Source organism: Labrys sp. KB_33_2 (genome assembly GCF_052114505.1).
Taxonomy (GTDB): Bacteria; Pseudomonadota; Alphaproteobacteria; order Rhizobiales; family Labraceae; genus Labrys.
The window spans coordinates 324645-350106 of sequence record NZ_JBFREW010000011.1 but is presented as its reverse complement, the minus strand read 5'-3'; the positions used below and the strand labels follow the sequence as shown (position 1 = coordinate 350106).

Genomic DNA, 25462 nt, shown 5'->3' with positions numbered 1-25462 from the left:
GCCAGGGGTCAGGCCGAAAGACCTGCCCTGCCCTCCGGTCCGAAGCGCGCATTCAACAGATCACCGATTTGCCCGCGTGCGCGTTCCGCCTCCGGCAGCGGCAGCAGCATCCAGGCATGCACCATGCCGGCCTGCTCAAGGAGTTCGACGGGCTGTCCAGCCCGTTCCAGGCGCTGGGCCAATCTGTGGGCCTCGGGATTGAGCAGATCCGCGGTGCCGGTCATGACGGTGACCGGCGCCAGCCCCCGCATCTCGCCATAAAGCGGACTGATCCCGGGATCGTCCAGCGGCAGGTCGCCGGCGTAAAGACGCGCTGCCGCCCGGGCCGCCTCCGGCGTGATCACGGGATCGTGCGGCACATGCGCCAGTGTCGCCGGATCATTCATGGTGAGGTCAAGCCAAGGTGAGAGCAGGACGATCTGGCCGGGCTGGGGGTGGCCGGCCGCGACCAGAGCCTGGGCCAGTGCAAGCGCGAGCCCGCCTCCGGCCGAATCGCCCATCACCACCATGCGCTCCGGGGCAAAATGGGCGCATAGATCCGTGTAATGCGCCAGCACACTTGCCAGCGCCTCCCGATGACCGTTTTCCGGAGCCAACGGGTAGAAAGGCACCGTGACACTGCAGCCAGTGCGGCGGATCAGGTCGTCGAGAAAGCGCCAATGCAGGAAGCTGATCGCGAACGAATAGGCGCCCCCATGCAGGTAGAGCAGATGGAAGGGCGCTTTGCCGCCGTCCCGCGGTCCGAGGTGGAACACCCGGTCGCCATGCGCCACTTCCTGCCGGATCTCACAAAGATTTCGCAGGCGGGCGGAGGGCAGCGCAGGGCCGGTCCGGCGGCTCAGCCGGATCAGCGCCTGCAGAACCGGCGGCCTTGCCCAATCCTTCACCCTGAGCAGACGAAACAGGCCATGGAGCGAGCGCGAGGCGAGACTGGGTTCGGCAGTCTCCGGCATCCCGCCGTCGGGCGGTGTCTCAGGAGCCTTCGTCTTAGGACCTGGCACCTTCACGCTTGAAAATCGACTCGACCCGGCTGGCCTGCCTGAGGAAGACGAAAATGGCATAGAAGGCCACGAGGCCGAACACGCATTGCAGGATGATCTCGACCGTGGGTCCGAGCTGGAAAAATCCCGCCAGCGCCCAGCCGGAGGCCCAGGCCGCACCGAGCAGTTCGGTGCCGATCAGAATGGCGGCCGAGCAAACGGTGATCAGGCTGGTCCAATTGATGGATTTTTCAGAGCTGGGCAAAATCGGCTCCCCGACGGCTTTCGTGAATGTCGTCCCATGCCTCTATACCATCACGCCGCGCTTTGCTACGCCCCTTGTGGAACGAAGCGCATGGATGGCGAAAACGCCTCTTTGCTCTAACTCCTTGTTTCGACGCGTCTTTGCGATTCTTGGTGATTCCACCGGAGCGCGAAACGCTGTAGATGACAAATCATCCATGTAAGTCTGCGCTTGGAAAGCTGCACTGCCCTATGGAAACGCCCGTCTTCGGTCATGCCGCCGTCGCCACGCCCCATCATCCGGCCAGCGAAACCGGCCAGCGCATCCTGATCCAGGGCGGCAACGCCATCGAGGCGATGATCGCCATGGCGGCCACCATCGCCGTGACCTATCCGCATATGAACGGCGCAGGCGGTGATGGTTTCTGGCTGATCGCCGACAAAGGCCGCCGCATCCGGGCGATCCAGGCCTGCGGCCCCGCCGGCAGCCGGGCCACCATCTCGGCCCTGCGTGATCTCGGCTATGATGAAGTGCCGTCTCGCGGCGCCCTTTCCAGCCTCACTGTTCCCGGCGCGATTGCCGGCTGGCAGGTTGCCACCGAAATGGCCAGGGCCTTCGGCGGCCGGCTGCCCATGGCCGTGCTGCTGGAAGATGCCATCCGCCATGCCCGCGACGGCATCGCCGTATCGGCCTCGCAAGCCCGGGTCGAGCCCGCCGAGATCGACGAGCTCAAGACCGTGCCTGGCTTTGCTGCCCAGTTCATGCCGTCGGGTGAAGCCCCCAAAGCCGGGGACCTTCTCGTCCAGCCGGCGCTCGCGGGTTTGCTGGAACAGCTCGCCCATGCTGGGCTCGACGATTTCTATCGTGGCGACGCCGCCCGCGAAATCGCCGCCGATCTCGACCGCGCCGGTGCCCTCGTCACGCGGGAGGATTTCCGGCGCTATGAAGCTCGGCTACGCGAACCGCTGAGCCTGCCCCTGCAGGGGGTCACGCTCCATAGCCTGCCGCCGCCGACGCAGGGGCTTTCCACCCTCGTCATCCTCGGCCTTGCCGAGCGCCTCGGCCTCAAGCGGGCGGGCAGTTTCGAACATATCCATGGCTTGGTCGAGGCAGCCAAGCGAGCGGCGGCCATCCGAGACCGCGAAATTGCCGATCCCGTTTCGATGAGCGCCGATCCAGCCGCCTTCCTCACGCCTGCCTTCCTGGAGAGCGAAGCCGCGGCGATTTCGATGGCGCGCGCCGCCCCTTCCCCACTGTCGGGTGCCAGGGGCGACACTGTCTGGATGGGCGCGATCGACAAGGATGGCCTTGCCGTCAGCACCATCCAGTCGATCTATTGGGATTATGGCTCCGGCCTGGTGCTGCCGAAGACCGGCTTGCTGATGCAGAACCGCGGCACGGCCTTTTCACTGGACGCCCGCTCGCCTCGCGCCCTGGCACCCGGGCGTCTGCCCTTTCACACCCTCGCCCCGGCCATGGCGCTGTTTTCGGATGGCCGGGTGATGCCCTTCGGTACCATGGGCGGCGATGCCCAGCCGCAGATCCTGGCGCAATTGTTCTCACGCTATCGCCTGGGCGAAAGCCTCGCCGCTTCCGTCGACGCCCCGCGTTTCATCCTCGCTCGCGATGAGAAAGAAAGAAGATCCGTGCTGCGGCTGGAAGACCGCTTCGACGAGAGCCTTCTCAACGCGCTCGACCGTGCTGGTCATCCCCTCGACATCGGCGAGGCCTATGCAGACAGCTTCGGCCATGCCGGTGCGCTCGTCCGCCACACCAGGGACGGACGCATCGAGGCCGTGCACGACCCACGCGCCGACGGTGGTGCCCTTGGGCTCTAGAGCGTTTTGCGATGGGACGGAGTCGCATCTAATCGCAAAGGCGCTCTAGCCAGCCCGTCGGATTGGCTGGAAACGAAGAGTTGGAGCAAACAAGCGCTCAATCATGGACGTGCTTTGCTCGGGAATGGTCATGGACGTTTGAGAATGGCGACACGTTACGCGATCTATTACGTGCCCGCTGCGGACACGGCGCTCTGGCGCTTCGGCAGCGAAGTCCTGGGTTACGATGCCTTCACTGGGCAGGACGTGCCCCAATGGCACCCTGCCGCTACAACCGCTTCCGCCTGGCATGAGATGACCGCCGATCCCCGGCTCTATGGCTTCCACGCCACCTTGAAAGCCCCTTTCCGCGCCGCCGACGGCTGGGACGAGGCAGCTCTTGCATCGGACTTCATCGCCTTCGCAAGGACCCAGCGGCCGGTCGATCTCGGTGCCTGGGTCATCAGGCCGATCCCTTCCTCGCGCGATGGCCGCGCCTTTCTCGCCATGGTCCCGGCAGAGCCGCCGGGTGAATTGGCCGAACTCGAGGGCGGCATCGTCAGGCATTTCGACAGGCTGCGCGCGCCGCTGACCCCCGCCGAAATCGCCCGCCGAAATCCAGACCGCCTGAGCGAGCGCCAGCGCGGCTATCTCCATGCCCATGGCTACCCCCATGTGCTGGAGGAATTCCGCTTCCATATGACACTGTCGGGGGCCATCGAGAACGCCCCGGCCATCGGCGAACACCTGGATCTCCGGGCAAAGGAGCTCGAGGTCGCCCCTCGACTGCGCATCGATCGCCTTGGCCTGTTCCGCCAAGAGGATGGCGGGCGTTTCCAGGTCATCGACATCGCCATGCTCTAAGCGGAGTTTTCCGGCGATGGAATCAGGCCGCGTCCGCCTTTTCGACGGCATGCGGCTTGCCATAAAGGCCGATATTGGCATCGCCCCACGCCTTCAGCGCCAGCAGGACCGGTTCCATGCTGCGGCCGAGCGGCGAGAGACTGTATTCCACCTTGGGCGGCACCTGCGCATAGACCTTGCGCTCGATCAGCGCATCTTCTTCCAGCTCGCGTAATTGGTTGGTCAGCATGCGCGGCGTGACATTCGCGATATGGCGGCGGATCTCGCTGAAGCGCAGCGTGCCCGAGAGCAGATGGAACAGGATGATCGATTTCCACTTGCCGTCGATCAGGGCGATGGCGGCCTCGACCGAACAGCCCGGCGTGCAATCGAAGCGGGAATGGCGTGCTTTGGCCATGACAGTATCCTTTTTGATACTATAGGCGTTTTTTGTGCATATTGACGATCATTGATCATAGGCACAGATTTCGCTCATATCAATCAGCGATGAGGAACAAGCCATGAAAGCGATCGGATACAGGACGGCGGGCGCCATCGACGCTGCGAAGGCGCTCGAGGACATTGAGTTGCCCCGCCCCAAGGCAACTGGCCACGACCTTCTGGTCGAGGTCGCGGCAATCTCCGTCAATCCGGTCGATACCAAGGTTCGGCGCAGGGCTTCGCCGGATGCGGGCGAATGGAAGGTCCTGGGCTGGGATGCCGTTGGCCGGGTGGTGGAGGTCGGCGAAGCGGTAACCGCCTTCAAGCCCGGCGACGAGGTTTTCTATGCCGGCTCGATCACCCGGCCCGGTGCCAACAGCCAGTTCCATCTGGTCGACGAGCGCATCGTGGGCCACAAGCCGAAAGTTCTCTCGGATGCCGAAGCCGCAGCCCTGCCGCTGACAGCCATCACGGCCTGGGAGATGCTGTTCGACCGGCTCGACATTCGCCGTCCTGTGCCCGGAGCGGCCAATGCCATCGTGATCGTCGGCGGCGCCGGCGGGGTCGGCTCGATCGCCATCCAGCTCGCGCGCGCACTGACCGAGGTGACGGTCATCGCCACCGCCTCTCGCCCCGAAACGCAGGACTGGGTGCGTGAACTCGGAGCCCATCACGTCGTCGATCACGGCAAGCCGATCGCCGGACAGATCGCGGCACTCGGCATCGGCGCCCCCGCCTTCGTCTTTTCCACCACCGAGACCCACCGCCATCTCGGCGAGATCGTCGAACTGATCGCGCCCCAGGGCCGGTTCGGCCTCATCGACGATCCGGAGGGGCTCGATATCATGGGTTTCAAACGCAAGGCGGCCTCGATCCACTGGGAGTTGATGTTCACCCGTCCGATCTTTCAGACACCCGACATGGACGAGCAGGGAAAATTGCTGAACGAGGTCGCCGGATTGATCGACAAAGGCAAGATCCGCACGACGCTCAGCCAGGTGCTTAGCCCGATCAATGCCGAGAATTTGAAACAGGCCCACGCCCTGATCGAAAGCGGACGCGCCAAGGGTAAGATCGTGCTGGAGGGCTTCTGAGAGCGGCGACCATTAAGTCAACTTAACGGTTCCAGAACCAGGATTTTGCTATGGAGCGCAGGCGCTCTCAAGCAAACGCCAAAGGCTGGGCATGAGCGGCGCCATCCTTCCGCCCCACTCGGCAGGTTACAACCGGCCGGGTGGTGAATCGCTACTGCTCCTGCCCGCTGCAATCCGGATCGTTCATGCGCTCGTTTCTTCTCGCCACTATGCTGTTTGGCTGCCTCATTGGACGAGCTGCGGCCCATCCACATGTCTTCGTCGATTCAGCCAGCGAGATCGTTTACGACGACAAGGGGCGGGTAACCGGCGTCAAGCAGCACTGGACCTTCGACGAAGCCTTCTCCTCCTATGCCACGCAGGGACTGCAGCAAGGCAAGGACGGCAGCTACACGCGCGAGACCCTCGCCCCCTTGGCTCAGACCAATGTCGAGAACCTCAAGGATTTCGGCTATTTCACCTTTGCCAAACTCGGTGGCAAGGAGCTCCTGTTCAAGGATCCGACCGACCCTTATCTCGACTATGCCAACGGCGTCTTGACTCTGCATTTCTTCCTGCCCCTCTCCTCTCCGCAGACACAGGGGCAGAAGGCGCTGGCGATCCAGATCTACGATCCGACCTATTATGTCGCCTTCACCCTGCAGGACGAGAACCCGGCCAAGCTCGATGGCCCCCCGCAGGGCTGTGCGCTCAACGTCATCAGGCCCAAGCCACCCAGCGACGACCAGAAGGCCGCCGCTTTGCAGCTCGACGAGGCCTATTTCAGCGCGCTGGACCAGAACAAGGATTTCGGTGCCAAATTCGCCAACAACATCCAGGTGAACTGCCCGTGACAACGGGTATCGGCCGCTTTGCCAGGCGGGTCGCACAGGGGGCGCCGGCCGTCCTGTTCCTGCTTCTGCTGGCGGCTGGCGAAGCGCTCGCCCAGAAGAGCACGCCCTTCGGCATCAGCCGGCCGGAGCAATCGATCACCGGCCCCGCCAGTCCCTTCCTGGCCTGGATCCTCAGCGAAACCGCCCGCTACTATCAATTGCTCGTCGATGCTCTGAAGGAATCCAAGCAGAACGGCACCGCCAGCCTCGCGCTGATCACCCTCAGCTTCGGCTATGGCGTCTTCCATGCTGCCGGCCCCGGGCACGGCAAGGCGGTCATCTCCTCCTATCTGTTCGCCAATGACGAGGCGGTGAAGCGCGGCATCGCCCTCTCCTGCGCCTTCGCACTGGTGCAGGCGCTGTCCGCCATCGCCATGGTGTCGGTGCTGGCGGCCATCCTCAACGTCACCGCCCAGACCATGGATGCCTCCACCCTGATGCTGGAGCGGCTCTCCAACTTCATGGTGATGGCAGTCGGTGCCTGGCTGTTCTGGCGCAAGGGCCGCGCTCTGTGGGGCCTGATCGCCGCCCGTTTCGGCCTGCCCGGCGCCAGCATCCATGTCCACGACGCCAATTGCGGCCATCTTGCCTTGCCGACCGACAGCGACTCCGCCAAACGCAACAATATGCGGGCGATCCTCGCCGCCGGCCTCAGGCCCTGCACGGGCGCCATCATCGTGCTGGTGTTCGCCTGGCGGCAGGGAATCTACGGCTCGGGCATCATCGCGACTTTCGCTATGGGCCTCGGCACTGCCGTCACCATCGCCGCCATCGCCACGGTCGCGGTGATGGCCAAGAGCCTTGCCGTCCGCTTTGCCGCCCCGCAAAGCTTTGCCGCCGCCATCACGGTGCGCACGCTCGAAATGGGTCTTGCCTTCATGGTGTTCGCACTCGGGCTCATCCTGCTTGCAGGCGTGATAAATTTACCCTCCGCATAGGCCTTGCCATCGCCAAAATACTTGGCCCCCCAAAAGCCGCGCAGTATGATGGCTGAGGGCGCACCGAAGCGTGCGCCCAGCTCGACTTTCCGGCTCAATCCGCAGGGAGAAGCGGCCAGCCGGAGGCGGCCGGAGGATCGACCGATGGGCCAGCAGATTGAAGCCGTCGTCCAGCGCCTGAGGCGCTTTGCCCGGGCGCTCAGCCATGATTCCGATGGGGCGGATGCCCTGGTCCTCGAGATCCTGTCCGCGCATGAGGGCAAGCGTCTCGATTATCCCCGCCTGCTCACGGCGCTGATTGCCCGCCGCCGCGACCTCGACGACCGGGAAAACCAGCTCAAGGCTCAACGCCCGCCGATGAAGGCTGCCTGCTCCAGCCATCCCGACATCCTTCGCGCTTTCGACCGCCTGCCCCTGGCCGACCGCGAGGTCCTGTCGCTGATCATCATCGAAGGGCTCGATTATGAGACGGCTGCCGCCGTGCTGGCGGTGCGCGAAGAAGCTTTCATCGCTCGCCTCACCCGGGCTCGCGAGGCTTTCTCGCGCCAGGTGGACGGCCAGCGCCACGCCGTGCTGCGGATCGTGAAATGACCGAGCCCACCCGTATTCCCGACCGGATCTTCAATGCCCTGGTCGATGGCCGGCTCTCCGCGCGGGTGGAACGGGAAACGCGCGAGGCACTGGAATCCGATTCCCAGGGTAGCGAGCGCGCCGCGACCTGGCAGCGTCAGAGCGAGGCCTTGCATGCCGCCCTCGCGCCCATCGCGCGCGAGCCCCTGCCCCTTTCGATGATGCTGAAACTGCGTAACGACAAGCCTGTTGCCTGGCATCGCGACAGCACGCTTTGGACTTATATCGGCATTTTTGCGGCCGGTGTCGCCGTTGGCCTGGCGCTCGACCTCGCCATGCCGACCTTGAGGGCTCTGATCGGGATCTGATTCTCCTGCCTTTCAGTAATACTGAAATTCATCCAACATTTCGGTTGAAATTAAATTCCTCCGTGCCTACCTTGGCACCATGAAACTCGACGCTTGGCTCAAACAGACCACAACGCCCCGCAGCACCTTCGCCAGGACGGTGGGACTGTCGCCTGCGAGCATCACCGCCCTGTGCAATGACGAAACGGCGTGGATTTCCCGCGAGACCGCCGGACGCATTGCCGAAGCAACCGGCGGCAGCGTCACTCCCAATGACTTTCTGGGCCTCGCCCCGGTTCGTGAGCACCTCAAGGAGACTGTCGTGTCCCATCAGAAGATTCAGGCCGCCCTCGAGGCTTTCGCCCGCGGCGAGATCGTGGTGGTGGTCGACGACGACGACCGCGAGAACGAGGGCGACCTGATCATCGCCGCCAGCCACCTCACCACCGAAAAGATGGCCTTCATCATCCGCCATTGCTGCGGCATCGTCTGCGCCCCCCTGACGCTGGAAGAGGCCAAGCGCCTGCGCCTCGACCCCATGGTGTCGCAGAACGACGCCCCGCTCGGCACGGCCTTCACCGTCACGGTCGACGTCAAGCATGGCCTGACCACCGGCATCTCGGCCGAGCAGCGCGCCAATACGGTGCGCGCGCTCGCCAACTCCAATATGGGCGCCAGCGATTTCGTACGCCCGGGCCATATCTTCCCGCTGATTTCCAAGGAAGGCGGAGTGCTGATGCGCTCCGGCCATACCGAGGCGGCCACCGATCTGTGCAAGCTCGCCGGCCTGCCCCAGGTCGCTGCGATCTGCGAGCTCGCCAATGATGACGGCACGGTCAAGCGCGGACCCGAGGTCGTGGCCTTCGCCGAGACCCATGGCCTGCATATGGTCTCGATCGCCGACCTCATCGCCTTCCGCCAGGCCCGCGAAAAGCTGGTGGAGCGCGTAGCGACCTTTACCGTGGAAAGCGAGATCGGGCCGCTCACCGCCTATGCCTACACCACGCCCTATGACGAGGTGCAGCAATTGGCCTTCGTCTACGGCAAGATCGGCGATGGTGAGAATGTACCGACCCGCCTGCACCGCGCCGATGTGGTGACGGATGTGTTCGGCGGCGCCAAGATGCTCGGTGCCTCCCTCGCCAAGTTCAAGGAAGCTGGCCGGGGCGTAATCGTCTATCTGCGTGACGGCACCGCCGGCGTGCCCATGGTGACCCACGGCTCGGAACACGGTTCGGAAGCCCTGCGCAGCGAACAGTGGCGTGAGGTCGGGCTCGGCGCCCAGATCCTGCGCGACCTCGACGTCTCTTCGATCAGGCTGCTTTCGACCAAGCCACGCACCTATATCGGCCTCAGCGGCTTCGGCATCGAGATCAAGGGCACGGAGACGGTCTGAAGACCGTCACATCACACCTTCACACCGGCAGCGCAGTCGTCTTCTTGACGCTGCGCAAGGCCAGCGTGGACTGAACCCGCACCACGCCGGGAAGCTGGGTCAGGATCTCGGTGTGGATGCGCTCGAAATCGGCGGCATCGGCATAGGCCACCCGCACCATGTAATCGGCGGCACCGGCCAGCAGGCAGCACTCCGTCACCTCCGGATGGCACTGGATCGCCGCCTCGAAGGCATCGAGCGCGCCGCGCCCCTGCTGATCCAGCGTAACGAGCACGAAGGCGACTCCGGGCAAGCCGGCCTCCTTCTCATCCAGCAGCATGACATAGCGCGAGATCAGCCCGCGCTCCTCCAGAAGCTTGACCCGCCGCAGGCAGGCTGAAGGGGACAGATTGACCTTTTCGGCAAGGTCGACATTGGTGAGGCGGCCATCGGCCTGCAGCAGCCTGAGAATGGCGCGGTCGCGGATGTCGAGTGAGAGCTCGGATTTCGGCATAAATGGCGATCAATGGATCATTTTGTCGCATACTATGCGACAGAACCGCTCAAACGCCAGAGCTTTCAGCGGGAAATTGCGCGATTTCCACGCCATCATGCCGGTCTAGACTAGGTCCGACGACAAGGGCCGGCCTCATCACCATACAAGGCAAAAACAATGCTGATCGGCGTTCCCAAGGAAATCAAGGACAATGAATTTCGCGTCGGCCTGATCCCCTCTTCCGTTGCGGAACTGGTGCATCACGGCCACGAGGTCTGGGTGGAGACCAATGCCGGCGTCGGCGCCGGCCTCTCGGATGCCGACTATGTCGGTGCCGGTGCCGAAATCGTCGACAATCCCGACATCATCTTCGCCAAGGCGGACATGGTCGTCAAAGTGAAGGAACCACTGGCGATCGAGCGCAAAAAGCTGCGTCAGGGCCAGATCCTGTTCACCTATCTGCATCTGGCTCCCGATGCGGAGCAGACGCATGATCTCGTTGCCTCCGGCGCCGTCTGCATCGCCTATGAGACCGTGACGTCGGCCTCCGGCGCCCTGCCTCTGTTGACGCCGATGTCCGAAGTCGCCGGTCGCCTGGCGCCCCAGGTCGGCGCCCACAGCCTGGAGAAGGCCCAGGGTGGACGCGGCATCCTGCTTGGCGGCGTACCCGGCGTTCCGGCAGCCGAGGTCGTCATTCTCGGCGGCGGCGTCTCGGGCACGCATGCGGCAACCATCGCCGTAGGCATGGGTGCCAAGGTCACCGTGGTCGACCGCTCGGCCGAAGCCCTCAAGCGGCTTGCCGCCCAGTTCGGCACTTCGATCTCCACCGTATTCTCGACCCGCTCGGCCATCGAGGAACTGGTGAAGCGCGCCGATCTGCTGATCGGAACCGTGCTGGTTCCCGGCGCTGCCGCCCCCAAACTTGTCAGCCGCGACATGGTGCGCAGCATGAAGCCCGGCGCCGTCATCGTCGACGTGGCGATCGACCAGGGCGGCTGCATCGAAACCTCGAAGGCGACCACGCATTCCCACCCAACCTATGTCGTCGACGGCGTGGTGCATTACTGCGTCGCCAATATGCCGGGCGCCGTGGCCCGCACCTCGACCTTCGCGCTCAACAACGTCACCCTGCCCTTCGCCGTCGCGCTGGCCGACAAGGGCTGGAAGCAGGCACTGCGCGACGACGTGCATCTGCGCAACGGCCTCAACGTGGTGGATGGCAAGATCACCTGCCGCCCGGTGGCGGAAGCGCATGACCTGGCCTATGTCAGCGCCGAGAGCCTCGTCGGCGCTTGAGCGCGGTCCAGTACCGGGAGGCATTGAAAGGTGGCTCCCGGTGCGCGTCTTGGCTGCGCCGGCATCGAGCGGACTCGATCGAAATCGAAGGCATCGACGACGATACCATCGGTTTGGCGTTGTTCCGGCTAGAGCAAAAGCGCGTTAGTCGGAAACGCTTGTTTGCTCTAGCTCTTTGCTTTGACGCGTCTTTGCGATTCTGGGTAACTGCGTCAAATCGCAAAACGCTTTAGCATCAGCGCGAGGACGCCGGTGTCGCCACACCGTCCCCCCTGAACGGCACCGGCACCGCCTTGATCTTGGTTGCCGTCAACAATCGGGCGGCGACGAAAACCAGCGCGGCCGGCACGATGAGGTCATCGGCGCGCCCCCCACTCAGCGAATTCGGGATGAGATTGTTCAGGAAAGCATAATAGAGGGCGGCGATGGCCAGCAACCCTGTCGCCATGAGCGGGTTACGTCTTTTGCCGAGCAACCTCGCCTTGCGCCTGTAATAACGCCTTGCCCGCATCGCGAAAGAAGGACGAACCATCGGCTTGCCGGTAGCAGGAAGCGGCGCTGCAACTTCGTCTGTTCCCGTAGCCAAGATACTCCCCGCCTGGGTTTTCATCATCCGGACATAGGGGTCATCCTGAATTTCAGGATAGGCGTCCACCATATCCATGATCATCGCGACCGTCTCCGGTTTGAGGTCCATGCCACGACCGGCCTTGCCGACATTGATACGGCTGCCCTTGGATCTTGCTGCCTCCAGACCGGCAGCAATTTGCGCGGTACTTGCGGGGATGCTGGCAAAGGCCAGCATCTCGCCTATCGCCTTGTCCGGATCGGCAATGAAATCCTCATACATGAAGATCCGCGCGACCTTCGAACTGCGCCAGCCCATATAGAAATTGATGTACCAGGGGATCGCCAGCATCGCGATCATATGCTCGAGCTCGGCACGGTCCCGGCCAAGATGCTGTTTGTCGAGATAGAAGACAGGGCTGACCGGGCTTTCGCGATGGACGTGGTCCCGGATGCTGACCACGACATCGAAAAGGCTGCGGATCAGGACAATGATGGAGACGTCATAATCGCGGCACAGCTCTTCGGTCCAAGTGCTGTGCTTGATGTGGTGCTGGGCGACGTAGTCAAGCTCGGCGTTTTGGGCCAGGCAGATTTCACAAAGTTCCTGCTCGCGGCGTCCGTAACTTGGAATCAAATTGATTAAATTAAGACTGACCGCGTTTGCTATGGCGCTGGTTATGAATGTCGAAGCTGACTTAGGCATACAGGCCACAAGAACATGATGCGACATCGCGTCTCCTTCGCTCGAACAATCGATCCCGATGATTGGAGATTGCCTTGCTACTCAGTCACCCCCCAGTAACTACCCAGCGTCATGCGATAGGGAACATAATTTTTCTGTCGGTTCAACCTTAGGCTATTCTCATTTTTTCCACAGAGCCGCACCGGCCGTAGCGAACCGGCAGCAAGACAACGTCCCCGCTTGTCCAAAGTTCCAGGCTCGGTGAACCAATCTGCGCTCACGCAGCTTTCCCGCTGGCATGACAGCGCCGGGACACCCATCGTTTTGGAAACATTATAAAATTGGTCCTGAGCGGATCACGCCAGGCCCGATGCCATGAAGGCCGAGTGAAGACGTGAGGCCGCGTCAAAATCTGAAGCCGCTGAGGGCCCCGACGGCTCGGCCTTGCCCTATCCGATCAACAAGAATTTATCCCGAGACACCGTAACTTCGCTCTCCACTCCTGAAAGGTACGCTCCAATGAAGGAATGAAGCGGTGAAGCTCGGCGGAGGAATCGGCGCGCCGGAATAGCCGGAGACACAATCCGGTGCAGGGATGCCGCCGGGCCGGGCGTCGATAGCGGCGCCTGGCGAGCCAACCGCACTGCTTACGACGCGGGCCATCCCCCTAGAATAGAATGACTTCCTTCGAAACGTTATTTTCTCTAACTCTTTGTTTCGGCGCGTTTTCTTAATCGAAAAGTCTATCAATTTTTCTGGAAAACGCTCTAGCGCTCGGCGGCGGCGCGGGCGAGCCTGTCGCGTATGGCCTCGCCCAATCCGTCACCGGGAATGGGGGCGATGGCAATGGCATGAATGTCGGCCCGGTCGAGCAGGCGCAGCATGCCGAAGAGATTGGCGGCGGCTTCGGTAAGGTCGCCGCTCGGACTGAGATTGGCAGAGACGCGGGCCTGCTCGCCACCACCCGGCCCGAACCCCAGCCAGGCTTCGTCGGGTTCGGCATTCTCGGCATCGAGCCTGACATGGGCCCGAGGCGCGTAATGGGACGCCAGCATGCCAGGGGCCACCGGCTCGTCACCTGCGCCCTCAGGACCCTCGGCGAGGGCAAAGCCGAGCACGTCTTCGATCATGTCGCGTGACAAGCCGCCGGGCCGCAGCATCGCCACGCGATCGCCGAGGCAGGACAGGATAGTCGATTCGACACCGACCTTGGTGCCGCCGCCATCCACGATGGCATCGATGCGCCCGTCGAGATCGGCGGCGACATGGGCGGCGGTGGTGGCGCTGACATGACCAGAGCGATTGGCCGAGGGCGCAGCGACAGGCCGGCCGACAGCCTCGAGAACGGCATGGGCCACGGGATGATCGGGCACGCGCAAGGCGACGCTGTCGAGCCCTGCGGTGGCGATCTCGCTGACCGTGCAGGTCGGCGCCTTCGGCACGACCAGCGTCAGCGGCCCCGGCCAGAAGGCTCGGGCCAGTCGTTCGGCGGCTGGCGAGAAGACACCCTGGCCACGAGCGAGTTCGAACGAAGCCAGATGGGCAATCAGCGGGTTGAAGCGTGGACGGCCCTTCGCCTCGTAAATACCGGCGACTGCTCGGCCATTGGTGGCATCGGCGCCCAGGCCGTATACCGTTTCGGTGGGAAAGGAGACCAGCCCGCCCTCCGCCAGGATACGTCCGGCCGTCGCGAGGGAAGACGGGTCGGCCCCAAGATGCAAAGTGTTTCGATATGTCATCAGGGCCGCCGTCCGCTCTTCTGTTGATCGATGCGTGATGCGCCATTGCCCGCAGCCACGCATTCCGTCAAGGTCGAAGGTGCGCAATGGAGTTCAAGAGCCAACAATGACCTATCAAGCGCCTGTCGCCGATATTGCCTTTTCTCTTCGTCATGTCGCTGATGTCGACGCTTTGCAGAGCGAGGGGCTGTTCCCCGATGCCACGCCGGATCTGGTCGACACTATCCTGGAGGAAGCAGGCCGTTTCGCGACCGATCGCATCGCCCCGCTCAACCGCGAGGGCGACCGGGTCGGCGCCCGGCTCGAACAGCAGGGCGTCGTGACCGCCCCGGGCTGGCGAGAGGCCTATGCCGACTGGAGCGGCGGCGGCTGGAACAGCTTGGCGGGACCGGTGGAGTTCGGCGGTCAAGGCTTGCCTCTGCTGCTCAACGCCGCCTGCCTGGAAATGTGGAACTCGGCCTCGATGGCTTTCGGCATCGGACCGGTGCTCACCATGGGCGCGGTCGAGGCTCTCGCCACCCACGCCACGCCGGAGCTGCGTGAGACCTATCTCGCCAAGCTGGTCAGCGGCGAGTGGACGGGCACGATGAACCTGACAGAACCGCAGGCGGGCTCCGACCTCGCCGCCCTGCGCAGTCGCGCCGAACGACACGACGACGGCAGCTACCGCATCTTCGGGCAGAAGATCTTCATCACCTATGGCGATCACGACCTGACGCCCAATATTGTGCATCTGGTACTCGCCAGGCTGCCCGATGCGCCCGCGGGCACGCGCGGCATCTCGTTGTTCCTGGTGCCGAAATATCTCACCGACGCCGAGGGTAATCCGGGCCGCCGCAACGATGCCTTCTGCTCCAGTATCGAGCACAAGCTCGGCATTCACGGCTCGCCGACCTGCGTGATGGTGTTCGGTGACGAAGGCGGCGCCATCGGCTATCTCATCGGCGAGGAACACAAGGGCCTGGCCTGCATGTTCACCATGATGAACAATGCCCGCCTCGCCGTCGGCCTACAGGGGGTCGCCATCGCCGAACGCGCCTATCAGCACGCGCTCGCCTATGCGCGCGAGCGGCGCCAGGGCAAGAGCGCGCTCTGGCGGAATGGCGGCATGAGCCCGATCATCGAGCATCCCGACATCCGGCGCATGCTCCTGGAGATGCGGGCGAAGACCGTGGCTGCCCGCGGCATCTCCTACCTGCTCGCGGTGGCGATCGATCGTTCCCATCACGAGACCAATGTCGACAGGCGCAGACAAGCCTCCAACCGTGCCGCTTTGCTCACGCCCGTGGCCAAGGCCTTCTCCACCGATATCGGCAACGAAGTCGCCTCGCTCGGCGTCCAGATCCATGGCGGCATGGGCTATATCGAGGAGACGGGCGCCGCCCAGCATTTTCGCGATGCCCGCATCGCCGCGATCTATGAGGGAACCAACGGCATCCAGGCGATCGACCTCGTCACCCGCAAGCTGCCGCTCGAAGGGGGCGATGTGATCGGTGGCTTCATCGCCGAGTTGCGGGAGACCGTCGCGACCGTTGCGGCCAGCGAGCGCTTTGCGGCCCTCGCGCCGCTCCTGGGACGCTCCGTCGACGCGCTCGAGCGCGCCACGGCCTATATGCTGGCGCCCCGCGAGCGCCCCGAGGACATCCTGGCGGGGGCCACGCCCTATCTGCGCGTGTTCGCCATCGCCGCCGGCGGCGGCGTGGTGGCGAAGGAAGCGCTGGCCGCGGCTGCCATCGATCCTGGCGAGCCCGCCAATCGCCTGCGCATCGACACCGCGCATTTCTACGCCACGCAGATTTCGCCGCAGGCCGAGGGGCTCGCGGAAAGCGCGGTAAGCGGCTACGTTGCCGCCGGACTCGAAACCGTTCTCTGACAGGATCCCCTGAATGTCCCTTGCCAACAAAACCTTGTTCATCACTGGCGCCTCGCGTGGCATTGGGCTCGCCATCGCGCTGAGAGCAGCCAGGGATGGCGCCAACATCGCCATCGCGGCCAAGACGGAGACCCCCCATCCGAAGCTGGAAGGCACGATCTACACGGCCGCCGAGGCGATCGAGAAGGCGGGTGGCAAGGCCCTGCCCCTGGTGGTCGACGTGCGTGACGAGGATAGCGTCAAGGAAGCCTTCGCCAAGACGGCGGCCCAGTTCGGCGGTGTGGACATCGTGGTCAACAATGCCTCGGCCATTCAGATGAGCAAGACTGTTGACACCGAGATGAAGCGCTTCGATCTGATGCATCAGATCAACGCGCGCGGCACCTTCCTGGTCTCGAAGACGGCGCTGCCCTATCTCGAAAAGGCGCAGCAGCCGCATATCCTGATGCTGTCGCCGCCGCTCGACATGAAGGAAAAGTGGTTCGCTCCCCACACCGCCTATTCCATGGCGAAGTTCGGCATGAGCCTGGTGGTGCTCGGCCTCGCCGGCGAGACGCGCGGACGCATCGGTGTGAACGCCTTATGGCCCCGCACCACCATCGCCACCGCCGCGATCAAGAACATTCTCGGCGGCGAAGCTCTGATGCGCCGCTCGCGCAAGCCCGATATCCTGGCCGATGCCGCTTATCGCATCTTCAACAAGCCGGTCAGCTTCTCCGGCAACTTCCTGATCGACGATACCTTCCTCTCCGGCGAGGGGGTCACCGATTTCGAGGCTTATCGCGCGGTTCCGGGCGAAACCCTGGCGCCCGACTTCTTCGTGCCCGACGATTCCGTGCCGCCCCCCGGCGTGGTTATCGGCGAGGCCATGCATTGAAATACAATAGGACAGCTCCGGCATGACGACGCTGTTGGTGACGCACCCGGCCTACGCCCGCCACGAGACGCCGCGGGGGCATCCCGAACGGGTTGATCGTATCCTGGCGGTAGAGGCGATGCTGGCCAGTCCGATGTTCGACGCGCTGGAGCGGATCCAGGCGCCGGAGGCTTCGATCGAAATGATCGAGGCCTGCCATCCGCGCACCTATGTCGAAACCTTACAGCGCCTGAGCCCGCATGACGATGAGGGGTTGGCGCAGCTCGACGGCGACACCTCGATGTCGTCGGGTAGTTTCGAAGCGGCCCTGCGCGGAGCCGGCGGCGCGGCGCTGGCGGTCGACCATGTCATGACCGGCAAGGCCCAGAACGCCTTCAGTGCCTCACGCCCACCCGGCCATCATGCCGAACCGCAACGGGCGATGGGCTTTTGCCTCTTCAACAATGTCGCCATCGCCGCCCGCCACGCCCAGAAGGCGCATGGCGCCGAGCGAGTGGCGATCATGGATTTCGATGTGCATCACGGCAATGGCACCCAGGCGATCTTCTGGAACGATCCCAGCGTGCTCTATGCCTCCACCCATCAGATGCCGCTCTATCCGGGCACCGGCGCGCCCAGCGAAACCGGCGAGGCCGGGACCATCGTCAACGCGCCCCTCAGGCCCGGGCAAGGCGGCAGCGAGTTCCGCGAGGCCATGCAAAGCGTGATCCTGCCGCGTCTGCAGGAATTCGCGCCGGATCTGATCCTGATTTCGGCCGGTTTCGATGCCCATGAGCGCGATCCGCTCGGCGGCCTCAATTTCGTCGAGGAGGATTATGCCTGGGCGACCTCCGTGTTGATCGACCTCGCAGCAAGGACGGCAGGCGGGCGTATCGTCTCCGTGCTCGAAGGCGGCTATGATCTCACCGCCCTCGCCCGCTCCAGCGCCGTGCATGTCGCCACGTTGATGCAGGCGTAGTGCGAGGAATGAAATCGGCAGAGCATCCTCGTCAAGCTAATAGTTCAAGACCTTTACATAGATCAGAGGACGACCTGCCCGAACAAGGGCAATGCCTCTATGGCCCAAGAGCGGGCCAAGAACTATACTGCGGCACAGCCAAAGGCTATCGCCGCCCCTCATTTCATCAAAGATCGGCGAAAGCATTTGCTTGATCTGCGATTCATCGCGAATACGGCGCGTAAGGTCGTCCTGCTCTTGAAGGCCGAAGCAGTGAATCACCCACTGCTGAAAATCGGGTAGCGTCGTTTCGCGTTCCAGCTCTACGTCATCTGGATCACGTCGCGCCGTCAGGCTGGTCATGCCTTGACATCCTATTTTCCCAGTGCGCCTGCGATAACGCAAGCGACAGCCGACACGATCAATCGCCGTCCTCGAAGAACTGCCACTTGCCCTGGGGGCTGATGCCGAGGCGATAGAAGGAATAGACCCCCTTGTCCTGCATGTCCTGGAAATCTCCGGCGGTGATCAGGCGGAACAGCTCGACCATCTGCGGGCCGGTCAGCTTGTTGAGGGGATAGCGCGCGAAATAGGGCCAGACATAGGCTTCCTGCGGCGTGCCGACGTCGACATGGACATAGCCTGCCTCGAGCACGTCATCCATGATGGCGAGAATTTCCCGGCCCTTCGGGTCGCCGGCCAGCAGCTTGAGCGTCGCGATCGGATCGTCGCTCTCGCCGCCGGGCAGGTCGGGATTGCCGCCATTGGCAGCAAAGATAGGGCGCAGCGATTCCAGTTCGCCCGTCTTGATCGCCGTCAGCAGTTTCTGCCGCAATTCCTTCACCGGTGCCGGCAGATCGGCGTCGCCATAAAAGACCTGCGGTGCCACCTGCCCACTGTCGCTGTCGTCGCTCGCCGGCGGCGTGACCGTCACGGTGGGGGCCTCTGTGGTCACGGGCGGAGACTTGCCCGGCGCATTCTTGGTCGCGTCGTTGGCCGCCTGTGACGGCACGGTGCCGAGCAGGACGACAGCGGAAACGGCAAGGACAATTCGGCGCATGGTCGGCATCAATCCGGGATCAGGCGAATCACGGCATTCGCTTGATGCTAGCCTAACCACAGCCACGCGCGATTGCGAGCCTTCCCGGACAGAGGAGGCCGCTCACATTCTATTGATGGGTCCCCTTGACCGTAAACTCGCCATTGCGCACCCGCTCGGGCAGGCGCTCGGCAAAGCGCGCGACGGGTTCCTCGCCATAGGTCGCGACCAATTCCTTGAAGGCTGCAAAAAGAGCCGCATTTGCCACGCAATCGCCGTCGATGCCATCGAGAATGGCTTCTTCCCAGGCCTGCAGCAGATAGTCGAGCGCTGCCCGCCGGGCATCGTCTGCGGCGAATTGCTGTTTCAGATGGGTAACGCGATCATACATGACAAAATCCTGCCGCGGCGATGGCTGCGGGCGAGCCGGACCATAGCACGCTGGTGTCCCAGGAATAGACACTTCCCAATTAATCGTTAACGCCCGTAGCGCGCTTCCAGCGTCTTGATGATGGTGCTGCCCTCTTCCAGATAGAGGTCGATCACCTTGCCGGCTGCCTCGTTGCAGCTGCGGTAGCTCTCGCTGAAACTACGATAGCCGCGATTGAAGGCTCCCGCGAAGCGTGCCTTGGCGGCCTCGTCGAAACCCTGGGCTTCGGCCAGGGCATTCATCTTGTCCCGCCAGGCCCCCGCATCGGCAAAGCCGCACAGACCGCGCAGATAATGCAAGGCCCCCATCAACTCCGCGAGCCGCAGCAATTGCGGTTCATAGGGTGCGATCTGGGGAGCCGCCGGTACAGTTGACGGTTGCACCGGCTTGGGCGGCGGGGTCTGTGCCGAACCAGGCGAGAGGGCTCCCGCCAAAACCAACAGGACGGCAGGCAGAAGGCTGCGGCCGCTCACAGCATCCTCCCGGCCGCAGCGACGATATCGGCCAACCCGTCGGTCAGCGGCAGGCCGTCGAGAGTGAGAGGGTCGGCCCAGCGAAAGCTCAGGGTTTCCTCGCTGAGCCGCGGTTCACCCCGCACCGAGCGCCCCACGAAGACCGCCACCACGAAATGGCGCTGCACGGCCCCCGCGTCGTCGCGGGCGATCACTTCGTGATGGCGGACGAAGCCGGTGATCTCGATCTCCAGCCCGGTCTCTTCGCGGACTTCCCGCCGTACCGCCGCTTCGAGGTTTTCACCCAACTCCACCACACCGCCCGGCAGCGAGAACAGGCCCCGGCCCGGCGCTCGCGCCCGCTCACCCAGCAATATTCTGCCATGGCGGAAGAGAGCGATGCTGGCTGCAAGAATCGGTCGGGCGGGATAGGATCGCGGTGCTTCCGTCATGGCGCCACTATTGGCGGCAGCGCCCTGCCCCGCAACCTCTTTCGAAATCATGACCGGCCGTTTCGCGCTCACCCATTCGCCACGACAGGTGCGAGACTGGTTCGGCTATGTCGAGGAACCGGATTTCCCGCCGCGCACCAATATTGCACCGAGCCAGCCCGTTGCCGTGGTGCATGCCGACTTTTCGGCACGGCATTTCACCTTGATGCGGTGGGGCTTCATTCCGGCCTTCATCAAGGATACGGCAGGCTATCCGCTGCTGATCAACATCCGCTCTGAGACGGTGCAGGAGAAGCCCTCTTTCCGCAACGCCTTTGCGCGGCGGCGTTGCCTGATACCGGCAGATGGCTTTTACCAATGGCAGAAACAGGGACGCACGAAACGACCCTATATGCTGCACCGGCCCGACGGAGGCCTCATGGCCCTGGCGGCGATCTGGGAGACCTGGTCGGGCTGTGACGGCAGCGAGATCGACACGGTCGGCCTTCTCACCACCGATGCCAGCGGCATGCTCGCGGCAGTCGGCGAACGCAGTCCCGTGCTGATCGAGCCCGACGCCATGGCCTTCTGGCTCGATCCGCTGACAAAGCCTGGCGAAGCAGCCGTCCTGCTGCGGCCCCCCGCTGCCGACATGCTCGAACTGGCGCCAGTCGCACCGGATTTGAATCGCGGCCTCTGATCCCCCATGCAGTTCACTTAAGCGTCTTCGAGTTCGCATGACCGTTGTCACCCCAAAGCCGGAAATGGCGCGCGTTCAAATTCTTAGCGAAATCTTGTGAGAAAGGACGGTTTCCTGTTCGACGAGATTCGATCTCTGGAGGGAAAGACGATGATGAAGATCCTATCCGCAGCCCTCGCGCTTGCAGCCGCAACGGCCCTTGCCAGTTGCAGTGCCGGTGTCAGCGTCGGCAGCGCGACCTACAGCGCCGATGAGCGGGGATCGACCTACTGCTCGCGCAGCGTCGGCGCCAGCATCGAAGCGCCCGATGCCCAAGGCAGCGGCGTGCATCGCCAGCGCGGTTGCGTGACGCGATCGCCCACCGACGACGAGGACTGAACCTCGCCGCGTCATCCACGCTTCGGCTTGACGGTGGTCGACGTTTTTTCGGGCTTCGGGGCGCTGGGGGTCAGCCAAGTCGTGATCTGATGTACCTTCTTGGCGGCCTCAACCTGCGCGAGATAACTGATCTGCCCGGGCAGCCCCATCGGATAGGCAGCATCGCGCATTCGCTCATAGTCTCGCGTTTGCTCGCCGCATTGCTTTGCCCGCATGTCCGGGGGACTGCGCTTGGTGTCGTTGGTAAGGGCGGAGAGTGCTTTGTTGCCGGGCGAAAGCTCGCCGGCAAACGCCTGGGTTAGATACATTGCTGCCCGCTCGTTGCGTTCGCGCTCGGTCGTCGCGCCCATCACGACCACCATGACCTGCCTCCCGCCCCTCTCGGCGAGAGCGACCACATTGTTGCCCGCCGCGCAGAGATAACCGGTTTTCAGGCCTCTGGCGCCGTCAAAGCGGGTGAGCAATTCGTTGTGCGATTCAACGGTCTTTCCATCGATGACGACAGCCGACGTCTCGAAGAAGTGCCGGTATTGCGGAAACTCCCTGTCAATGGCTATGCCCAGCAGCGCCATGTCGCGCGCCGTCGCCTTTTGCCGGCGATCGAACAATCCGTTCGGGTTGGTAAACCGGCTTCCCGTCATACCCAATCGCCTTGCGGCATCGTTCATCGCCTTGACGAACGCCTCTTCCGATCCGGCAACCGTCTCGGCAATCGCCATGGCGATGTCGTTGGTCGAGCCGGATATCATGGCGAACAGAGCATCCTCCATCGTCATGGTGCTTCCGACGTGCAGGCCGGAGTCGAGGAATTTCTGGCTCATCGCATGGGTGGAAAGCACCACTGGCGTCTGCATCGAAACACGCCCGGCGCGAATGGCCTCAAAAGTGACGAAGGCCGTCATCAACTTGGTCGTCGAAGCTGGAAACCAGGGACGCCCTGCCTCTTCGGCATAGAGCACCTGTCCAGCCGCGACATCGACGACGAGAATGGGCGTCGCATCCGCGGCACGCGCAGGGCCGTGAAGCGTCAAAACGAGCGCCAAGCAGCCGAGACTCTTCCAAAACATTCTATCCATATCCCTTTCGACCGCCCAGGCGGCCCAATCAATCAATCGTTTCTATGACGTCCGCTTCCGACCTTTTTGCGACATTCACGACAACCGATCGGCGCTAGAGCGAACGGCCTGGCGGTCAGCCGCTCGCCCGCCCGGCAAGCACCACTGCCGTACGCAGCAGTTCGGCATTGTCGGCGGCTCTGGTCCCATCTGGCAGGTCAGCGCCATCCTCCAGGCCGATGCGGCGGTCGAGACCCAGGCGGACAGCTTCGTCATGCATCGACCACTGGGTCCGGTCGCTACCGTGCAACTGGATCGGCAGGCCGAGATTGGCGTGGTTGAGGACGGCGAGAATCTCGTGGGCGACATGCAGTCCCGCCGCCGTTTCCTGTTCCTCGATCTCGATGAGCACACGCAGGCAGCGCTCGGCGGAAGGCAGCGCCACCAGACGCAAGGCGTCGGCGACCGTGGCCAACCCCGCTTCGATGCCGATGCGGCGCTGGATCATCAGCGCCATGATCTCCGGCGCATCCTCCTCACTGAGATTGACGGAAACATAATCCGGCAGGGTCCGCCATTCGCGCATCGGTGCCTGGCGCGCCCGGCCAGTCGGCGGAATGGTCCACAGGGTCGAGATGCCGACCGGCACGCCCGGCACGCTCGCACGGATCGCTTCCAGGGCTGCGCCAACATCGGCCGGCTCCAGGCTCTGCTCGCCATCCTGCCCTCGGGGGTGGACATGCAGCTCCTCGGCACCGGCGCCGATGGCCGCCTTGGCATCGTACGCCAGTTCAGCCGGCGTGCAGGCCAGCGCCGGGTGGAAATCGCGGCTCCTGCTGCCGTTCAGGCAAGCTTGCAGCATCGTCCTCTCCCTGATCATATCTGCGCAGCGAGATCCCGCGCCCGCAGCGCCAAAGCCTCCGCATCCGCAAGCCAGTCGGCCCGATCCGCCGCAGTGCTGGTGGCGACCACGCCATAGAGCGCACGCAGAACATGGTGCACGCCACAATAGCGCAAAATGCCCTCCCGCCACATGCGATCGAGCGGATCGCCGAAAACGGCCTGCTCTCGATCCGAAGGCGTATTGCCGGTGTTGAGCACCAGCGCGGCACAGGCCCGCAGGAGCCCCTGCGGCACGTCACCTCGATCGTCCCCCTTGGCGAAGGTATAGGCGGCACCGGGCGCGAAGACCCGGTCGATCCAGCCCTTCATGATCGCCGGCGGCGCGCCCCAGCAATTGGGATGGATGACCGCGAGGAGATCGCAGGACTGCAGCTCGGCGATATGGGCCTGCACCAGGGTATTCTCGCTCGGACGGCCGCGAGCCTCCTCGGTGGTCAGGAGTGGGTCGAAGCCCTCGGCGGCCAGGTCGTGATAGGCAACATCGCAGCCGGCTTCCCGCCAGGTCCTTCGCACGACCTCGGCCAATGCATGGTTGAAACTCGCTGGCACGGGATGGCCGATGACGACCATCGCTCGCATGTCAGAGCACCTTGCCGGGATTCATGATGCCCTTGGGATCGAACGTCGCCTTGATGGCGCGCATCATCTCCAACTCCACCGGATCCTTGACCCCTGGCAGCAGCTTGCGCTTGGCCTGGCCGATGCCGTGTTCGGCTGAGATCGAACCGTGGAACTCGGCGACGATGGCATGAACGATCTCGTTGGTCTTTTCCCACTTGTCCAGGAAGGCCTGCTTGTCACCGCCCACGGGCTGGGAAACGTTGAAGTGGATATTGCCGTCGCCAAGATGGCCGAAAGGCAAGGGACGAGCGCCCGGGATGAAAGCCTCCACGGCGGCAATGGCCTTGTCGAGGAAAGCAGGCACGAGGCGGATCGGCACCGAGACGTCATGCTTGATCGAACCGCCCTCGAAGCGCTGGCTCTCCGACAGCAATTCGCGCAGACGCCAGAAATCGGCGGCCTGTTCGAGCGAGGCGGCGATCACGGCATCGCGGGCATAGCCGCGCTCATAGGCCGTCATCAGCATCGTCTCCAACGCCTCGTTCACGCCGCCCTCGGAGGAGTTCGAGACCTCCAGCAGCACATACCAGGGATAGCTGCCCTCGATGGGATCGCGGGCATCGGCAACATGGCGGATGACGAAATCGATGCCGATGCGCGGCATCAATTCGAAAGCCGTCACCGTGCCGCCGCCGTTTTCCCGCGCAACATGGAGAAGCGCCAGCGCCGCCGCCGGATTGTCGACACCGATGAAGGCCGTGCCGACGGAGCGGGGTTTGGGAAACAGTTTCAGCACCGCCGCGGTGACGATGCCGAGCGTGCCCTCGGCGCCGATGAAGAGGTTCTTCAGATCGTAGCCGGTGTTGTCCTTGCGCAAATGGCGCATGCCGTGCCAGATCCGCCCGCCCGGCAGCACGACTTCCAGCCCCATCACCAGGTCGCGTGTGTTGCCATAGGCGATCACGCCGGTGCCGCCAGCATTGGTGCCGATATTGCCGCCGATGGTGCAGCTCCCCTCGGATGGCAGAGTGAGCGGGAAGAAACGCCCGGCCGCCTCCGCCGCCTCCTGCACGCGCTGCAGCGTCACGCCGGCCTCGACATCGATGGTATTGCTGTCGGGGTCGACGGCACGAACCTTGTCCAGGCGCTTGAGCGAGACCAGCAGTTCGTTGCCTTCCGCATGCGGAACCTGGCCGCCGACCAGGCCGGTATTGCCGCCCTGCGGCACGATCGCGGTATCGGTCTCGTCGGCCAGCTTGAGGATCGCCGCAACCTCCTCCACCGTCCCGGGCAGCAGCACCAGCGGCGTCCTGCCGTGATAGCGGTCGCGCCATTCCTTCAGGAAGGGCTGCTGCGCATCCGCGTCAGCAATGGCGTAGCGCTCTCCAACCAGGGCGGCGAAGCGGGCGAGAAGTTCGGGAGAAGGCTGAGCGGACATGGAGGGTCATCCTGGCTGCGGCGTTTTGCAATTGGACGGAAGTGGCAAGAATCGCAAAACGCTCTAGCCAATCCGTTGGATTGG

At 63.7% G+C, this 25462-nt stretch carries 29 protein-coding genes; 14 read left to right on the top strand and 15 right to left on the bottom strand.

Going from position 1 to position 25462, the window contains the following annotated elements; all coding sequences use genetic code 11:
* Window positions 1–8: 8 nt before the first annotated feature.
* Complete coding sequence (locus AB4037_RS21165; RefSeq protein WP_434955498.1) at window positions 9–953, bottom strand: alpha/beta hydrolase fold domain-containing protein; 945 nt, start codon at window positions 951–953, stop codon at window positions 9–11.
* A 34-nt stretch (window positions 954–987) separates the two neighbouring features.
* Complete coding sequence (locus AB4037_RS21160) at window positions 988–1245, bottom strand: hypothetical protein (protein ID WP_434955497.1); 258 nt, start codon at window positions 1243–1245, stop codon at window positions 988–990.
* A gap of 230 nt (window positions 1246–1475) precedes the next feature.
* Between AB4037_RS21160 and AB4037_RS21155 the strand changes: the two genes are divergently transcribed.
* Complete coding sequence (locus AB4037_RS21155; RefSeq protein ID WP_441772841.1) at window positions 1476–3062, top strand: gamma-glutamyltransferase family protein; 1587 nt, start codon at window positions 1476–1478, stop codon at window positions 3060–3062.
* A gap of 144 nt (window positions 3063–3206) precedes the next feature.
* The gene (locus tag AB4037_RS21150; RefSeq protein WP_441772840.1) at window positions 3207–3905 is read left to right on the top strand and encodes a DUF1045 domain-containing protein; all 699 of its coding nucleotides are present in this window, start codon (window positions 3207–3209) and stop codon (window positions 3903–3905) included.
* 22 nt (window positions 3906–3927) lie between these two features.
* Here AB4037_RS21150 and AB4037_RS21145 read toward each other — a convergent pair whose 3' ends face one another.
* Complete coding sequence (locus tag AB4037_RS21145; RefSeq protein ID WP_434955494.1) at window positions 3928–4302, bottom strand: winged helix-turn-helix transcriptional regulator; 375 nt, start codon at window positions 4300–4302, stop codon at window positions 3928–3930.
* A 103-nt stretch (window positions 4303–4405) separates the two neighbouring features.
* On the opposite strand from AB4037_RS21145, the gene AB4037_RS21140 reads away from it, so the two are divergent.
* The 6 genes from AB4037_RS21140 (at window position 4406) to ribB (ending at window position 9542) form a co-directional block, all read left to right on the top strand.
* Window positions 4406–5419 carry a zinc-binding alcohol dehydrogenase family protein gene (locus tag AB4037_RS21140; RefSeq protein WP_441772839.1) on the top strand — a complete coding sequence of 338 codons (1014 nt, stop codon included), beginning with the start codon at window positions 4406–4408 and terminating at the stop codon, window positions 5417–5419.
* Window positions 5420–5604: 185 nt separating this feature from the next.
* The gene (locus AB4037_RS21135; protein WP_441772838.1) at window positions 5605–6252 is read left to right on the top strand and encodes a DUF1007 family protein; all 648 of its coding nucleotides are present in this window, start codon (window positions 5605–5607) and stop codon (window positions 6250–6252) included.
* Window positions 6249–7229 carry a nickel/cobalt transporter gene (locus tag AB4037_RS21130; protein WP_441772837.1) on the top strand — a complete coding sequence of 327 codons (981 nt, stop codon included), beginning with the start codon at window positions 6249–6251 and terminating at the stop codon, window positions 7227–7229. The genes AB4037_RS21135 and AB4037_RS21130 overlap by 4 nt, the downstream gene beginning before the upstream one ends.
* A 144-nt stretch (window positions 7230–7373) precedes the next feature.
* A complete protein-coding gene (locus AB4037_RS21125; RefSeq protein ID WP_434955490.1) occupies window positions 7374–7820 on the top strand; it encodes a sigma factor-like helix-turn-helix DNA-binding protein in 447 nt (148 codons plus the stop codon).
* Window positions 7817–8167: a hypothetical protein gene (locus tag AB4037_RS21120; RefSeq protein WP_434955489.1), complete on the top strand. Its 351-nt coding sequence runs from the start codon at window positions 7817–7819 to the stop codon at window positions 8165–8167. Before AB4037_RS21125 ends, AB4037_RS21120 begins: the two co-directional genes overlap by 4 nt.
* A gap of 79 nt (window positions 8168–8246) precedes the next feature.
* Window positions 8247–9542: a 3,4-dihydroxy-2-butanone-4-phosphate synthase gene (ribB, locus tag AB4037_RS21115; RefSeq protein ID WP_434955488.1), complete on the top strand. Its 1296-nt coding sequence runs from the start codon at window positions 8247–8249 to the stop codon at window positions 9540–9542.
* 19 nt (window positions 9543–9561) lie between these two features.
* On the opposite strand, the gene AB4037_RS21110 is transcribed toward ribB, so the two are convergent.
* The gene (locus AB4037_RS21110; RefSeq protein ID WP_441772836.1) at window positions 9562–10035 is read right to left on the bottom strand and encodes an Lrp/AsnC family transcriptional regulator; all 474 of its coding nucleotides are present in this window, start codon (window positions 10033–10035) and stop codon (window positions 9562–9564) included.
* Between the two features lie 159 nt (window positions 10036–10194).
* Between AB4037_RS21110 and ald the strand changes: the two genes are divergently transcribed.
* A complete protein-coding gene (gene ald, locus AB4037_RS21105) occupies window positions 10195–11313 on the top strand; it encodes an alanine dehydrogenase (RefSeq protein WP_434955486.1) in 1119 nt (372 codons plus the stop codon).
* 235 nt (window positions 11314–11548) lie between these two features.
* Here the strand turns inward: ald and AB4037_RS21100 are convergent, their stop codons facing one another.
* Both AB4037_RS21100 and AB4037_RS21095 read right to left on the bottom strand, forming a co-directional pair.
* Window positions 11549–12613 (bottom strand): hypothetical protein, encoded by a 1065-nt coding sequence (locus AB4037_RS21100; RefSeq protein ID WP_434955485.1) that lies wholly within the window; start codon window positions 12611–12613, stop codon window positions 11549–11551.
* A gap of 719 nt (window positions 12614–13332) precedes the next feature.
* A complete protein-coding gene (locus tag AB4037_RS21095) occupies window positions 13333–14304 on the bottom strand; it encodes an L-threonylcarbamoyladenylate synthase (RefSeq protein ID WP_434955484.1) in 972 nt (323 codons plus the stop codon).
* Between the two features lie 106 nt (window positions 14305–14410).
* On the opposite strand from AB4037_RS21095, the gene AB4037_RS21090 reads away from it, so the two are divergent.
* Genes AB4037_RS21090 through AB4037_RS21080 form a run of 3 tightly spaced genes read left to right on the top strand, consistent with a single transcriptional unit; the run spans window position 14411 to window position 18012 of the window.
* On the top strand, window positions 14411–16177 hold the full coding sequence (locus tag AB4037_RS21090) for an acyl-CoA dehydrogenase (protein WP_441772835.1): 1767 nt from the start codon (window positions 14411–14413) through the stop codon (window positions 16175–16177).
* 13 nt (window positions 16178–16190) lie between these two features.
* A complete protein-coding gene (locus AB4037_RS21085; protein WP_441772834.1) occupies window positions 16191–17054 on the top strand; it encodes an SDR family oxidoreductase in 864 nt (287 codons plus the stop codon).
* Window positions 17055–17076: 22 nt separating this feature from the next.
* The gene (locus AB4037_RS21080; RefSeq protein WP_441772833.1) at window positions 17077–18012 is read left to right on the top strand and encodes a histone deacetylase family protein; all 936 of its coding nucleotides are present in this window, start codon (window positions 17077–17079) and stop codon (window positions 18010–18012) included.
* Window positions 18013–18048: 36 nt separating this feature from the next.
* Here the strand turns inward: AB4037_RS21080 and AB4037_RS21075 are convergent, their stop codons facing one another.
* The 5 genes from AB4037_RS21075 to AB4037_RS21055 all read right to left on the bottom strand — a co-directional run bounded on the left by AB4037_RS21075 (window position 18049) and on the right by AB4037_RS21055 (window position 20415).
* Window positions 18049–18354, bottom strand: a complete 306-nt coding sequence (locus AB4037_RS21075) for a hypothetical protein (RefSeq protein ID WP_441772832.1) — start codon at window positions 18352–18354, stop codon at window positions 18049–18051.
* Window positions 18355–18412: 58 nt separating this feature from the next.
* Entirely contained in the window at window positions 18413–19051 is a 639-nt protein-coding gene (locus AB4037_RS21070) for a hypothetical protein (protein ID WP_434955479.1), read from the bottom strand.
* Window positions 19052–19160: 109 nt separating this feature from the next.
* Entirely contained in the window at window positions 19161–19421 is a 261-nt protein-coding gene (locus tag AB4037_RS21065) for a hypothetical protein (protein WP_068284643.1), read from the bottom strand.
* Window positions 19422–19507: 86 nt separating this feature from the next.
* On the bottom strand, window positions 19508–19933 hold the full coding sequence (locus tag AB4037_RS21060) for a TIGR02301 family protein (RefSeq protein ID WP_441772831.1): 426 nt from the start codon (window positions 19931–19933) through the stop codon (window positions 19508–19510).
* Entirely contained in the window at window positions 19930–20415 is a 486-nt protein-coding gene (locus tag AB4037_RS21055) for an NUDIX hydrolase (RefSeq protein WP_441772830.1), read from the bottom strand. Before AB4037_RS21055 ends, AB4037_RS21060 begins: the two co-directional genes overlap by 4 nt.
* On the opposite strand from AB4037_RS21055, the gene AB4037_RS21050 reads away from it, so the two are divergent.
* Together AB4037_RS21050 and AB4037_RS21045 are read left to right on the top strand one after the other, a co-directional pair.
* Entirely contained in the window at window positions 20414–21043 is a 630-nt protein-coding gene (locus tag AB4037_RS21050; RefSeq protein ID WP_441772829.1) for an SOS response-associated peptidase, read from the top strand. The two genes, AB4037_RS21055 and AB4037_RS21050, sit on opposite strands and share 2 nt — an antisense overlap.
* A 150-nt stretch (window positions 21044–21193) precedes the next feature.
* Window positions 21194–21421, top strand: coding sequence for a hypothetical protein (locus AB4037_RS21045; protein WP_441772828.1), 228 nt, complete (start codon window positions 21194–21196; stop codon window positions 21419–21421).
* Window positions 21422–21432: 11 nt separating this feature from the next.
* Here AB4037_RS21045 and AB4037_RS21040 read toward each other — a convergent pair whose 3' ends face one another.
* The 4 genes from AB4037_RS21040 to AB4037_RS21025 form a co-directional block, all read right to left on the bottom strand.
* Entirely contained in the window at window positions 21433–22464 is a 1032-nt protein-coding gene (locus tag AB4037_RS21040) for a D-alanyl-D-alanine carboxypeptidase family protein (RefSeq protein ID WP_441772827.1), read from the bottom strand.
* A gap of 148 nt (window positions 22465–22612) precedes the next feature.
* Window positions 22613–23338: a 3-keto-5-aminohexanoate cleavage protein gene (locus tag AB4037_RS21035; RefSeq protein ID WP_441772826.1), complete on the bottom strand. Its 726-nt coding sequence runs from the start codon at window positions 23336–23338 to the stop codon at window positions 22613–22615.
* Between the two features lie 14 nt (window positions 23339–23352).
* Complete coding sequence (locus AB4037_RS21030) at window positions 23353–23958, bottom strand: NAD(P)H-dependent oxidoreductase (protein ID WP_434955472.1); 606 nt, start codon at window positions 23956–23958, stop codon at window positions 23353–23355.
* A gap of 1 nt (window position 23959) precedes the next feature.
* Entirely contained in the window at window positions 23960–25378 is a 1419-nt protein-coding gene (locus AB4037_RS21025; protein ID WP_441772825.1) for an FAD-binding oxidoreductase, read from the bottom strand.
* Window positions 25379–25462 lie beyond the last annotated feature (84 nt).